13 protein-coding genes are annotated in these 12,452 nt (G+C 58.7%); 1 reads left to right on the top strand and 12 read right to left on the bottom strand.

Going from position 1 to position 12,452, the window contains the following annotated elements:
• The 12 genes from flgK to BVH74_RS10400 form a co-directional block, all read right to left on the bottom strand.
• Positions 1-1,983: a flagellar hook-associated protein FlgK gene (gene flgK / locus BVH74_RS10455; protein ID WP_080050009.1), complete on the bottom strand. Its 1,983-nt coding sequence runs from the start codon at positions 1,981-1,983 to the stop codon at positions 1-3.
• Positions 1,984-1,997: 14 nt separating this feature from the next.
• The gene (gene flgJ, locus BVH74_RS10450; RefSeq protein WP_080050008.1) at positions 1,998-3,053 is read right to left on the bottom strand and encodes a flagellar assembly peptidoglycan hydrolase FlgJ; all 1,056 of its coding nucleotides are present in this window, start codon (positions 3,051-3,053) and stop codon (positions 1,998-2,000) included.
• Positions 3,054-3,067: 14 nt separating this feature from the next.
• Positions 3,068-4,168, bottom strand: coding sequence for a flagellar basal body P-ring protein FlgI (locus BVH74_RS10445; protein ID WP_080050007.1), 1,101 nt, complete (start codon positions 4,166-4,168; stop codon positions 3,068-3,070).
• Positions 4,169-4,179: 11 nt separating this feature from the next.
• A complete protein-coding gene (flgH, locus tag BVH74_RS10440) occupies positions 4,180-4,857 on the bottom strand; it encodes a flagellar basal body L-ring protein FlgH (RefSeq protein ID WP_080050006.1) in 678 nt (225 codons plus the stop codon).
• A gap of 15 nt (positions 4,858-4,872) precedes the next feature.
• Entirely contained in the window at positions 4,873-5,658 is a 786-nt protein-coding gene (gene flgG, locus BVH74_RS10435) for a flagellar basal-body rod protein FlgG (protein ID WP_080050005.1), read from the bottom strand.
• Between the two features lie 18 nt (positions 5,659-5,676).
• A complete protein-coding gene (gene flgF / locus BVH74_RS10430) occupies positions 5,677-6,417 on the bottom strand; it encodes a flagellar basal-body rod protein FlgF (protein ID WP_080050004.1) in 741 nt (246 codons plus the stop codon).
• 186 nt (positions 6,418-6,603) lie between these two features.
• On the bottom strand, positions 6,604-8,001 hold the full coding sequence (locus BVH74_RS10425; protein WP_080050003.1) for a flagellar hook protein FlgE: 1,398 nt from the start codon (positions 7,999-8,001) through the stop codon (positions 6,604-6,606).
• A 36-nt stretch (positions 8,002-8,037) separates the two neighbouring features.
• Positions 8,038-8,715: a flagellar hook assembly protein FlgD gene (gene flgD, locus BVH74_RS10420; protein WP_080050002.1), complete on the bottom strand. Its 678-nt coding sequence runs from the start codon at positions 8,713-8,715 to the stop codon at positions 8,038-8,040.
• Positions 8,716-8,732: 17 nt separating this feature from the next.
• Positions 8,733-9,173, bottom strand: a complete 441-nt coding sequence (flgC, locus tag BVH74_RS10415; protein ID WP_080050001.1) for a flagellar basal body rod protein FlgC — start codon at positions 9,171-9,173, stop codon at positions 8,733-8,735.
• A gap of 2 nt (positions 9,174-9,175) precedes the next feature.
• On the bottom strand, positions 9,176-9,580 hold the full coding sequence (gene flgB / locus BVH74_RS10410) for a flagellar basal body rod protein FlgB (RefSeq protein WP_080050000.1): 405 nt from the start codon (positions 9,578-9,580) through the stop codon (positions 9,176-9,178).
• 236 nt (positions 9,581-9,816) lie between these two features.
• The gene (locus BVH74_RS10405) at positions 9,817-10,644 is read right to left on the bottom strand and encodes a CheR family methyltransferase (RefSeq protein ID WP_080049999.1); all 828 of its coding nucleotides are present in this window, start codon (positions 10,642-10,644) and stop codon (positions 9,817-9,819) included.
• 33 nt (positions 10,645-10,677) lie between these two features.
• Positions 10,678-11,619, bottom strand: a complete 942-nt coding sequence (locus tag BVH74_RS10400; RefSeq protein ID WP_080049998.1) for a chemotaxis protein CheV — start codon at positions 11,617-11,619, stop codon at positions 10,678-10,680.
• A gap of 117 nt (positions 11,620-11,736) precedes the next feature.
• Between BVH74_RS10400 and flgA the strand changes: the two genes are divergently transcribed.
• Positions 11,737-12,447, top strand: a complete 711-nt coding sequence (gene flgA / locus BVH74_RS10395) for a flagellar basal body P-ring formation chaperone FlgA (protein ID WP_080049997.1) — start codon at positions 11,737-11,739, stop codon at positions 12,445-12,447.
• Positions 12,448-12,452: the final 5 nt, after the last annotated feature.

Here is a 12,452-nt window from a genome sequence, read left to right as displayed (position 1 = left end):
TTAACGGAAGGAACTGATCAATGTATCGAACAAGGAGCGAGCAACCTGAATGATCTGCGCCGAGGCATTGTAGTACTGCTCGAACTTGATCAGGTTGGCCGCCTCTTCATCCAGGTTGACCCCGGCAACCGAATCACGGTTGTTCTGGGCCTGGGCCAGCACTGCGCCACTGGCCTGTTCATCCATGCGCGCCTGAGCGGTCAGGGTTCCGACCCGCTGCACCATATCGCCATAGGAGTCGACGAAGGAGATCCCGCTGGCACCGCCCTGCAAGCCAATCACCGCCTTGTTTTGCAACTCCAGCAGTTTCAGCGCATTGCGGTTGTCCGATACACCTGGTGTACCGGTTGCCGGATCAGCGTTGTAGTTAACGCTGAAGCTATCGCCATCCTGGGGGTTACCGGCCACAGTGAAACGCAGCGTGTGAGTACCATCGGTCCACTCGACCTGATTCGGCTGCCCTGGGGTAATGGTCAGTGGCGAGGGCACGAAGCTGCCGCTACTGGCCGTCAACTCATTGTTATTGACCGTGAAGCTGAATGGCAGCATGGCCTGCAACGCGGCAGTGTCCAGCGGCTGCGGACCATCAATGATCTCAGGCTGACTGATGGTACCGTTACCCCGATTGTTCAGCGCTGCCTCGGCCGTGACTGGCAGAGCTAGTGCCAGTTGCTCAGGCTGGGTCATCACCGTGCCGATGGTGGCGGCGGCATTTCGGGTCGGCGTCAGGACAAAACGGTCCCCGGCGGCAAAGCTGCCGTTCAATGCAGAGATGCTGAACCCATCGACTTCCGGTGGTGGCACATCGTTGATGTTGAATACCCCGACCTGAGTATTGTCCGACAGCCGGCGTAAGGTGAAGGTGTCGGCACTGGTGAACTCCAGAGCGTAGTCGGAGGTGGTCAGCTTGCTGGTATCGGTGATATTCACCCCAAGCAGTGCGCTGTCATCACTGTTGCCGGCCCGGGCCAGGCTGCGCAGAGCAACATACTCGGGGCTGTTGATATTGGTGAACAGGTTGCCACCAGCATTGCCCAGCAGATCCAGGCCCTGGCCCAGCTGGTTATTGATCTGTTCGGAAATCGACAGCGCCAGCCGACCGATGGTATTGAAGGCATCATCCAGCACTTCACTACGATAACGCAGCAAACCACCCATTTCCCCACCGGTAATCAGGTCGGTTACCCCTTGCCGCGACCCGGCATTGACCAGTTGCACCTCAGAGCGTGACGGATCACGCAAACCCGGCACCACTTCCAGCCGCGACGCGCTATTACCAACCACCAGTGGCTGACCGGAACCAATGAACAAGTTGATAGTGTTGTCATCCTGAGGAACCGCGGTCACCCCGATATAGGTGCTCAGTTGACGGATCGCCTCGTCGCGGGCATCGATCAGATCATTAGGCTGCTGACCACTGGACGCAGCTACCGCAATCGCATTGTTATAACCGGCAATACTCGCCGACAGCCGGTTGACCTGATCGGAAACCAACCCCATCTGCTTGTTGATGAAGTTGTTCTGGGTTTCCAGTTGCGCATACAGGCTGTTGAAACGGCTGGCCAGCCCCTGGGATTCGGAAATAACCAATTGCCGGGCCGGAATATTGGCCGGATCTTCGGCAGCGGTCTGTAGCGCGGCAAACAGCTTCTGGATACCCGGGCCAATACCGGTGGTGGTCCCACCGAGCAACGCATCGAGCTGATCGATCTGACTCTTGTAAGCCTTGACGTCGCTGCTGATCGCGCTGCTGACCTGCAACTGGTTGGTATAGAACGAGTTGTATATCCGCCGCACATCGACGATGGTCGCCCCGGAGCCGATATAGCCGCCACCGGTGAACTGGGCCGGACGGGTGGACTGGATCGCGCCCTGGCGGGAAAAGCCGGGGGTGTCGACGTTGGTGATGTTATGTCCGGTGACCGCCAGATTGGTTCGGGCGATGGACAGGCCACTCAGGCCAATCGATAACAGGTCTGCCATGCTTTACTCCCTGTTCAGCTCAGCTGACGGTTGTCATTGCCGGCTGTAGTCTGCTGGCTGAGCAACTGGCGGGCAATGCGCGATACCTTGCTGGCGTACTGCGGGTCGGTGGCATAACCGGCGCGCTGCAGCTCACGGAAAAAGGCATCAGGGTTGTCGGTAGTCTGCAAGGCCTGCTGATAACGGCCATTGCGGTGCAGGAATTCAACGTAGTCGTCAAAGCTCTGCTCGAACGAGGCATAGGCACGGAAGTTGGCCCGTTCACGATTCAGCGCGCCGTCACGGAACTCATGGGTCATGGCCGAGGCCGAATCTCCCTGCCAGCCGCCATGAGCCTTGATACCAAACAGGTTATGGCTGTTACCGCCGGCAAATGAGCGGCCCCAGCCGGTCTCCAGAGCTGCCTGGGCTACCAGGTAGTGTGGGTCGATGCCAAGGCGTTCAGCGGCACGTTCGGCCATCGGCAGCATGGTGGCAACGAACTCGGCCGGATTGGCAAAGCTGCGCCGCCCGGCAATCGCAGCGTCACTGACTGAACTCTGCGCTGGCGCAGTGCGACTGACACCCTGCATAGCCCTGAGCGGCTGCCAGTTGGTCACGCTCTCGGCCTGGCTAACCGGGCGCTCATTGTTAACCGGAGCGGCGCCCTCTCCCATTACCGCCGGATTACGGCTGATCATCGCCAGCCGCCGACGCGCCAGCAGGGCCGACTGGTCTGCTGCCGGTGCAGCCTCAGCCGCTTGCGAACCACCAGACTGGCCCTTGGGTGACATTTGCCGCACCATCATGTCGGCCAGCCCAACGCCCTGCTTCTCGGCCAAATGCACACTCATCTGGTTGTCGTACATATCCTGATAGAAGCGGGTCTGATTGGTGTTGAGCGGATTGCCCTCGGCGAACACTTCGTTGGCATCGCGCATACTCTTGACCATCATGTTCAGAAACAGCGACTCGAACTGCTCAGCCACCCGCCGCAGGTTGCCCGGGCTGTTGGCCTGGCTACCATGCTTGAGCTGGCTCATGGCATTGAGGTCGGTGTAGTTGAGGCTCTGCTGGCTTGTAAGGTTCATGCTCGCTGCTCCGCTCAGATCACCACCAGGTCGGCATTCAGCGCACCGGCCTGACGCAGGGCTTCGAGAATCGCCATCAGGTCACCGGGAGCCGCACCTACCTGGTTGACCGCACGGACGATCTCATCAAGAGAAACCCCGGGGTTGAAGACGAACATCCGGCCATCACCTTCGGCAATATCAATCTGTGAGCTGGGCGTCACCACGGTCTGACCGCCACCGAAGGGTGCACCCGGCTGGCTGACCTGCAGGTTTTCACTGATGGTCACGGTCAACCCGCCATGGGTCACCGCCGCCGGCTGAACCCGGACATCCTGACCGATGACGATAGTGCCGGTGCGCGAATTGATGATGACCTTGGCGGCGGCGTTGCCCTGTTCAATGCGCAGGTTCTCGACCATCGACAGGTAGTCGACCCGGTGATTCGGATCCAGCGGCGCCCGGACCTTGATAGCCCCGGCGTCCAGCGCCTGGGCCACATCAGGGCCAAAGGTGTTGTTGATCTGATCAACCACCCGCTTGGCGGTGGTGAAGTCCGGACGATTGAGGTTGAACACCAGGTGATCGCTGGAGGCAAACGGACTGGCCACCGCCCGTTCAACCGTAGCGCCGCCGGGAATCCGGCCAACGCTCGGTACATTGACGGTGATCCGCGAGCCATCGGCGCCCTCGGCACCGAAGCCGCCGACCACCAGATTGCCCTGGGCAATGGCATAGACCTGACCATCGATCCCCTTGAGCGGGGTCATCAGCAGGCTGCCGCCACGCAGACTCTTGGCATTGCCGATCGAGGACACGGTGATGTCGATGGTCTGCCCCGGGCGGGCGAACGGCGGCAGGTCGGCGTGAATCGCCACTGCGGCAACGTTCTTCATCTGAATCCGGGTCCCCGGCGGCACTGTGATGCCGAATTGGGTCAACATGTTGTTGAAGGTCTGCACCGTGAACGGGGTCTGGCTGGTCTGGTCACCAGAACCATCAAGACCAACCACCAGGCCATAACCGATCAACTGGTTGGTCCGCACCCCGGCAATACTGGCGATATCCTTCAAACGCTCGGCATGTACCAGCGGGCTGAGCAGAATCAGGCACAGGGAAAGCAGCAGGCTACGCATGATCGATGCTCCTAGAAAGGCCACAGCGGGCTCATGAAGAACTGACTGAGCCAACCGGGCTGGCTGGCATTGGCAAAGGCACCGGTGCCCGAATAGGTGATACGGGCATCGGCCACCCGGGTCGAGGGTACAGTGTTGTCCTGACCGATATCGTCGCTGCGTACCAGCCCGGCAATGCGGATCAGCTCATCGCCATTGTTTAGGGTGATCCATTTCTCACCGCGCACCCGCAGAATGCCATTGGGCAACACTTCGGCCACAGTCACAGTGATCGAACCTGTCAGGCTGTTGCTCTGATTGGCCGAAGCGTCACCGTTAAAGCTGCGCTCCCCCCCCATGTCAACCCCCATGTTCAGGCCACCCATGCGTACGCCATTGCCAAACAGGGTCGGGGTGCTGATCTGAGTCGAGCTACTCTTGCTGATCTCGTTGTCGGCGCTTTTGCGAGCGGCAGTGCGCTCCTGCAGGGTAATGGTAATGATGTCGCCCACCCGATGCGCCTTGCGGTCGTCATACAGGCTCATTTCAAACCCTGGCTGATAAATCGCACCATTGTTCAGCTCCTGCGGCATCGGCGTGCGCGGCAGTACCGGCGCATAGGCCGGATCGTCCGGGCGCGGCGGAGTTTGCACGCAAGCCACCAGACTCAGGCTGGCCAGCATCAACACAGTGGTTCTCAGGGCGTTCATTTCACATCACTCCCGTCAGAGGGTCTGACTGACGTATTGCAGCATCTGGTCGGCGGTGGAAATCACCTTGGAGTTCATTTCGTAGGCGCGCTGAGTGGTGATCATGTTGACCAGTTCCTCGACGACGCTGACGTTGGAATTTTCCAGGGTGTTCTGCAGCACAGTACCCAGGCCGTTCTGACCGGGGTTGCCAACCTGTGGCGCGCCGCTGGCAGCGGTCTCCAGGAACAGGTTGTTACCAATCGCCTGCATGCCGGCCGGGTTGATGAAGTCGGCGGTCTGGATCAGACCAATCTGCTGAATGCCCGGGTCGCCGAATACGGTGATGCTGACTGTGCCGTCTTCACCGACGGTCAGGGTCTGCACGTCATCGGGCAGGGCAATGCCTGGCTCCAACGCAAAGCCACTGGAAGTGACGATCTGGCCTTCGGCATCCAGGTGGAAGCTACCGTCACGGGTGTAACCGATGTTGCCGTCAGGCATCAGTATCTGGAAAAACCCGCGGCCGTTGATGGCCATGTCCAGCGGTTGCTCGGTAGTCTGCAACGAGCCCTGGGTGAAGATTTTCTGCGTGCCAACCACCCGCACCCCGGTCCCGACCTGCAGGCCAGATGGCAGTTGGGTGTCCTGGGTGCTTTGGCCGCCAGGCTGGCGTTTGACCTGATACAGCAGGTCCTCGAACTCGGGCCGGTCACGCTTGAAACCAGTGGTTGCGACGTTGGCCAGGTTGTTGGAAATGGTGGTGAGCATGGTGTCCTGAGCGGACAGACCGGTCTTGCTTACCCAGAGTGCTGCGTGCATGTTGTTTCTCCGATAACTTTAGCTGATCTGCAACAGGCGCTCGCTGGCCCGGCTGTTTTCTTCGGCGGTACGCATCATCTTGACGTGCAGCTCGAACTGCCTGGCCAGCGCCAGCATTGAGGTCATTTCCGACACCGCATTGACGTTGCTGCCTTCCAGAAAACCGGTAGCTACCCGAATCGCACCGTCAGCCGGCTGCTCCAGCTCACCCTCGACCCTCATCAAACCGTCTGGGCCCTTGCGCAACGAAGCGGGATCGGGATTGACCAGTTTGATCCGGTCAATCTCGGCCAGCACATTGGGCGCCTCACCCTGGGCACGAATGGTGATGGTGCCGTCTACGCCGATTTCGATTTTGTCGGCCGGAGGAATGGCGATCGGCCCGGCATTGCCCATCACCGGCAAACCATTGCTGGTACGCAGAATGCCGAACACATCGACGCCCAGACTGCCGGCCCGGGTGTAGGCCTCAGTGCCGTCCGGAGCCTGAACCGCGATCCACCCCTCACCTTCCACGGCGATATCCAGGTCACGACCGGTTTCCAGCAAGCTGCCCTGGGAAAAGTTGGTGCCCGGGCGTTCGGTCATCGCGTAGGCCCGGGTCGGATAGCTTTCACCGAACACCGGCATCGACCGAGCCTGCTCGAAATCACCGCGAAAACCGGTGGTATTGATGTTCGCCAGATTATTGGCGTGCGCCCGTTGCGCCAGCATGTTCTGACTGGCGCCGGTCATGGAGATGTACAACGATTTGTCCATGGGAACTCCCGGTTCGACAAAGAATTGCCGCTTTAACCTTATTCACCAGGAGTAATGCAGACATCGTGCCAGACCTATCGGGACGGTATTTGTTCAGCAAAATCAAAAAGATATAAACGAGCAGAAAATAAAAACGGCAATAGCGGCAAAGACCATTGCCGCTATTGCCGTTCCAGCAAGCGAGAATCAGCGCAGGTTGATGATGGTCTGCGTCACCGCATCCTCGGTTTGAATGGTCTTGGCGTTAGCCTGATAGTTGCGTTGGGCCACGATCAGGTTGACCAGTTGATCGGATAGCTCCACGTTGGAGGCTTCCAGCGCCCCTGACTGCACCACCCCAAGCGTGCTCGACCCCGGCGTACCGATCACCGGTTCACCAGAGGTGAACGACTGCGCCCAGGCGGTCTTGCCCAACGGCGTCAGGCCCTGCTGGTTGGCAAAGGTGGCAAGAATGAGCTGCCCCTGAACCCGGGTCTGACCGTTGGTGTAACGGGCGAAAATCACCCCGGTATCGTCAATTTCCAGGCCCGCCAGTTCACCGGTGGTAAAACCGTCCTGCACTACCGAGTTAACCCCAAAAGTCGATGCATACTGGGTCGAACCGGTCAGATTGATCGCCAACTGAGCGACCGGCGAGGTGGCGCCGGTGGGTTGACCGTTAGCGTCCAGTGGCACCCAGCCGGACAGGTTGAACGGCTGGGCAGTGGTCATTTGCCCGGCATTGTTGAAGTTGACATCAAAACGCGCGCCAGCCGAAGGCGCATAGGCCGGATCCGAAGCCAGCACCCCGGTTTGCGGGTCGCGACCATCGACCAGCACGATCATCTCCCAGGTATTGGCATCGGTTTTGACGAAGTACTTGGTCAGCACATGCGAGTTGCCCAAGCTGTCGTAAACATCCACTGATGTCGAACTGTTGTAGGACGTTGAGTCAGTCGGATCGAAGGAAACCTCGGCGGCAGCCAGACCAGCAGCCTCGGCAGCCGCGATCTCGCCGGCGGTCGGATTGTCCGGATCAGCAGCACCAGCAATCGAGGCAGCATAGGCCTGGTCATAGGCTTCCTGCCACAGAGCCGGGCGCACATTGGTCGAATTCAGATTGAGGGTCGAGCGAATCTCGGTGGTGGCATTCGGCTCGGCGGCCCGGGTATCGATCCGCAGATCAGTCCGCACACCTTGATTGATCTGCCCGGTGACCGGATTGACCCCATACCCCTGCAAGCGCTCACCGAAGTTGTTGATGATGTTGCCTTCACGGTCAGTCCCGAAATAACCGGCACGGGTATAGCTGATCGCCCCATTGTTGCTGGTGACGAAAAAGCCATTGCCGTTGATCGCCAGATCCAGGGTGTTCTGGGTGAAGTTGACATTGCCCTGGGTAAACTGCTGGGCCACGTTGCTCAGCAGCACGCCACTGCCCTGCGGATTGCGTCCGGTGCCCAGCACCGAGGCGGCATAGACATCGGCAAACTCGGCACGTGACTGTTTGAAGCCAATGGTACCGGCATTGGCGATGTTATTACCGGTAACATTCAGGTCGGCCGACGCCGCCCGGATACCACTCAAACCGATATTGAAGGACATGATCTGGTTCCTTGTATCAATGCGTCACAGACGACGTTACTTGCCAATGATCTGAACTTGCGACAGGCCGATACTGCCAAGGCCCGCCACATTGAGAATCAGGTCGCCACCCGGCGTGCCCGGTAGCGATACGCTGTCGACATTGGCCGGCAGCAGAGTAATCAGTTGCTGGTTTTCACCCTCGATGCCAGCTTCAGCCTTGAAGCTATATTTGCCGGGCGGCAAAATATTGCCGCCACTATCGGTGCCGTCCCACTCGAACGCCACCAAACCAGACTGCTGACTGCCCAGGTTGATCCGCTGCACCATAGTGCCAGCCTCGTCATAGATGCCCACAAATACGTTGCTGCTGGACTGCGGCAAAACCACGTCGCCCTTGATCCCTTCAGCGGTATCGACAATTGCCTTGTCGGTCGGCACGATCACCGTGCGCCCGACCAGAGAGGATGCCTGCAGCGCCTGGGACGACTGGAAACCGCTCATGATCGCTTCCATGCTGTCGTTCAGATTGCCGATACCTTCCACTGTACTGAACTGTGCCAACTGGGCGATGAACTCACCGTTTTCCTGCGGCGACAGCGGGTCCTGATTATTGAGCTGAACCACCAGCAGTTTCAGGAACTCGTCCTTACCCAGCTCGCCCCCCTTGTTGAAGCGCTCATTGTCGATCTGGTAGTTGTCCAGGGCGCCGGCACCGACATTATTGGTGTACATGATTCAAGGCTTCCTTATCACTGCCCAAGCGTCAGCACGCGCTGCAGCATGGTCTTGGTGGTATTCATGATTTCCACGTTGGTCTGGTAGGCCCTTGATGAAGCCATCATGTTGGCCATTTCCTCGACCACATTGACATTCGGGTAGTACACATACCCGTCCTCGTTGGCCATTGGGTGATCTGGCTCGTAGCGAGCCTGCAACTCGGCATCCGATTCGACGATGCCCAGCACCTGCACACCCTGCCCCGGCTCACTTTCAGGCGCGAACAACGACGGCCCGAGGTTTTGCTGGCTGCTGAATACGGTGGCGAACACCGGATGCCGGGCCCGATAGGTCTGATCGATACTGCTGGATACGGTTTCAGCGTTGGCTATGTTGCTGGCGACAGTATTGAGCCGCAGCGACTGAGCGCTCATGCCGGAACCGGCAATATTGAAAATCTGGGTCAGGGACATGGTTATTCTCCACGCAGGGCGGTCATCAGCCCTTTGAACTTGCTGTCGAGGAAGGTAAAGCTGGCCTGAAACTGAATGGCATTCTCGGCAAACTTGGCCTGCTCGACCTGGGTATCCACAGTATTGCCATCGACGGCTGGCTGCAGCGGCACGCGGTAACGCAGCCCCGCCGCCTGATCAATCAGGCTTTCAGCGGCAATATGCCGAGCATGTGTCTGGTTAGCCTGAAAGCGTTGGGCACCCCCCTGTTGCTGAGCCTCCAGCACACTGGCGAATTCCAGATCGCGGGCCTTATAGTTCGGGGTTTCGGCGTTGGCAATATTGTTGGCCAACACTGCTGAACGCTCGGCGCGAAACTTCAGCGCTTGCTCATGCAGCCCCAGGGCACGCTCAAAATTCAGGCTCATAGTGACACTCCCACTCCGGCTGCTAGCCGACCGATAACTTTCAGGAGTTCAAAAGCAAAGCCCGTGCCAAAACGCCAATCCCTTTATTTTCAATGGGATAGAAGATATAAAGAACGCCGTGCGGCAAGACTTGACCGGCAAGCGGCAAAGCTGGCAATGGCAAAAAGCGGCAAAAGGCAAAAGGCAAATTGCCGCCCAGGGCGGGCGGCAATCAGAATCAGCAGAATCAGAGAACCCTACTTGACCTTGTAAACAATCCCCGGACTGCACTGCACCATCTGGTACAGCTCAGGCAAACCGTTGAGAGCTTCGGAAGCCCCCAGCATCAGGTACCCGCCCGGTTTGAGCGTGGCATGCATGCGTCGCAGGATGTCTTTCTTCACTTCCGCCGAAAAGTAGATCAGAACATTGCGGCAGAAGACGATATCGAACTTGCCGAGCATGGCGTAACTGTCGAGCAAGTTCATCGCCCGAAACTCGACCCGATTGCGAATAGCCGGCTTGACCACCCAGCGCCCCGGCCCGACAGGATCGAAAAAACGATTGAGGCGATCCTGGGACAACCCCCGGGCAACCGACAGACTGTCGTATTCGGCACCCTTTGCCGCATTGAGAATACCGCCCGACAGATCGGTCGCGACGATCTGGGCACCACCGCGCAACTGGCCCAGATTGGCGCGCTCGAACTCATCGATCGCCATGCTCAGCGAATACGGCTCCTGCCCCGAAGAACAGGCCGCCGACCAGATCCGCAGGCGCTGACCGGGATTATCCCGAATGAACTCAGGAATCAATCGGTTTTTGAGCACATCGAAGGGATAGACATCGCGAAACCACAAGGTTTCATTGGTGGTCATGGCATCAATGACCGCCTCACGCAAGCCGCCACGCGGCTGGAACTGAATCCGCTTGACCAATTCACCGAGACTCTTGATGCCTTCCTGATCCATCAACCGATTGAGCCGGCTGGCCACCAGGTACTGCTTGTTGTCCCCCAACACAATGCCGCAGGCCTTTTCCAGAAACTCCCGGAACACCTGAAAATCCTGACTGGATGACGTCACGCAGCTTGCCCCATAATCAATTCAAATCCACTCTCAGGCACCCGCCTCTCCCCTCAGGGCATGCAGCCTGGCGACCACCCGGCCAGCCAGTTCATCCGGCTTGAATTTAGCCAGGAAATCATCCGCGCCAACCTTCTTCACCATGGCCTGATTGAACACCCCTGACAAGGAAGTATGCAGCATCACATGCAAGCCATTGAGACGAGAATCATTGCGAATCTCGGCAGTCAGGGTATAACCGTCCATTTCCGGCATTTCGATATCCGAAACCATCATCAACAGATGGCTGGAAACATCCTCGCCACTATCGGCCAACGCCTTGAGCCAGTCCAGAGCCTGCCTGCCGTCGTTGAGCGCAACCACCTCAACCCCGACCTCTTCCAGGCAACGCTTGACTTGCTTGCGCGCTACTGACGAATCATCAACGATCAGGACCTTGCGCGACACCGCTTCGGCCTGTGTCTGCTCGTCAACCAGGCCCTGAGACAAGTGCTCGTTGACCGGCACGACCTCTGCCAGCACCTTCTCGACGTCGATGATCTCGACCATCTGGTCATCAACCCGAGTCACCGCCGTCAGGTAGTGCTCACGTCCTGTCCCGCGTGGCGGCGGATGAATCTCTGACCAGTTCATGTTGACAATCCGCTCGACCGAGCGCACCAGAAAACCCTGAACCTTGGTGTTGTATTCGGTAATGATCACAAAGGTATTGTCCAGGTTGCTCAGCCCTGGACCGCCAGTTGCCTTGTTCAGGTCGAGAATCGGTAGCGTACCGCCACGGATATGCGCAACACCACGAACCACCGGGTTGAGTTTGGGCATCAAGGTCAGCTTGGGGCATTGCAGCACCTCTTTGACCTTGAACACATTGATGCCGTAAAGCTGGTTGCCCGCCAACCGGAACAGCAAGAGCTCCAGGCGATTCTGGCCAACCAACTGAGTACGCTGATTGACCGAATCCATCACGCCAGCCATGAGCAACTCCTTATAGACATTATGGGTCACGGTAAGCAGAACGGCACGCTTCTTGCTGGATTCAACGCAATGCCAACAACTTGACGGGCAGCAACCTTTGCCATCCAGGTGTATTGTATGCGTTTTCTCAAACAGTGCATGGCTTTGACGGTATTTTTTTCCGCCGCCAGCTCGGCCAATCCGCTGATTGATCAGCTTATCGGCGCGACTACTGCATTTCTTGAGGATGAAATAGAAATGCACCTGGCCCGCAGTGCCCGCGAGGCCCGCTATCAAATCCAGGTCAGCCGACTGGACCCGCGCCTGCGTCTGCCGCAGTGTGCCGACCAAGACCTCAGCGTCAGCCTGGAAAGTCCGGCAGTGCCGGTCGGTCGGGTCACGGTGCGCGTCAGTTGCGAAGGTGAAAATCGCTGGCGACTATTTGTTCCTGCCCAGGTCAGCCTGTATCAGAACGTAGTAGTGGCTGTCCGACCGCTGGGGCGCCATAACGTGATCGGCAACCAGGATATCGCCTTGCTGGAACGGGACATCGGCCAGTTGGGAGACACCTACCTGACCGACCCGAGCCAGGTGGTCGGCATGCGGGTACGCCGCCCGATCAGCGCCGATAGCGCCATCAGTGCCAGCCAGCTTGAACTCGATGAAGTGGTCCGGCGTGGCGACAAGGTAGTGATCAGCGCCGCCAACGCCCAGATAGCTGTGCGTATGCCCGGCGAAGCCCTGGAAGGCGGCATCACCGGCAGTCAGATCCGGGTCCGCAACACCCGATCGGGCAGAGTGGTCACCGCCCGCATTCTGGGCCCCGGGCAGGTGCAGGTGGCGATGTGAAGGAG

This window comes from Halopseudomonas phragmitis (genome assembly GCF_002056295.1).
Lineage (GTDB): Bacteria > Pseudomonadota > Gammaproteobacteria > Pseudomonadales > Pseudomonadaceae > Halopseudomonas > Halopseudomonas phragmitis.
Note: the sequence above shows the minus strand (reverse complement) of the source record. Positions and strands in the feature narration are given on the sequence as shown.

What these genes read in the sequence shown, in the direction of transcription:
- flgB (WP_080050000.1), bottom strand. Translation starts at nt 9,580, where the DNA reads ATGAGCCTGAATTTTGAGCGTGCCCTGGGGCTGCATGAGCAAGCGCTG.
- BVH74_RS10425 (WP_080050003.1), bottom strand. Translation starts at nt 8,001, where the DNA reads ATGTCCTTCAATATCGGTTTGAGTGGTATCCGGGCGGCGTCGGCCGAC.
- flgH (WP_080050006.1), bottom strand. Translation starts at nt 4,857, where the DNA reads ATGAACGCCCTGAGAACCACTGTGTTGATGCTGGCCAGCCTGAGTCTG.
- flgG (WP_080050005.1), bottom strand. Translation starts at nt 5,658, where the DNA reads ATGCACGCAGCACTCTGGGTAAGCAAGACCGGTCTGTCCGCTCAGGAC.
- flgJ (WP_080050008.1), bottom strand. Translation starts at nt 3,053, where the DNA reads ATGAACCTTACAAGCCAGCAGAGCCTCAACTACACCGACCTCAATGCC.
- flgF (WP_080050004.1), bottom strand. Translation starts at nt 6,417, where the DNA reads ATGGACAAATCGTTGTACATCTCCATGACCGGCGCCAGTCAGAACATG.
- flgA (WP_080049997.1), top strand. Translation starts at nt 11,737, where the DNA reads ATGCGTTTTCTCAAACAGTGCATGGCTTTGACGGTATTTTTTTCCGCC.
- flgK (WP_080050009.1), bottom strand. Translation starts at nt 1,983, where the DNA reads ATGGCAGACCTGTTATCGATTGGCCTGAGTGGCCTGTCCATCGCCCGA.
- BVH74_RS10445 (WP_080050007.1), bottom strand. Translation starts at nt 4,168, where the DNA reads ATGCGTAGCCTGCTGCTTTCCCTGTGCCTGATTCTGCTCAGCCCGCTG.
- flgD (WP_080050002.1), bottom strand. Translation starts at nt 8,715, where the DNA reads ATGTACACCAATAATGTCGGTGCCGGCGCCCTGGACAACTACCAGATC.
- flgC (WP_080050001.1), bottom strand. Translation starts at nt 9,173, where the DNA reads ATGTCCCTGACCCAGATTTTCAATATTGCCGGTTCCGGCATGAGCGCT.
- BVH74_RS10400 (WP_080049998.1), bottom strand. Translation starts at nt 11,619, where the DNA reads ATGGCTGGCGTGATGGATTCGGTCAATCAGCGTACTCAGTTGGTTGGC.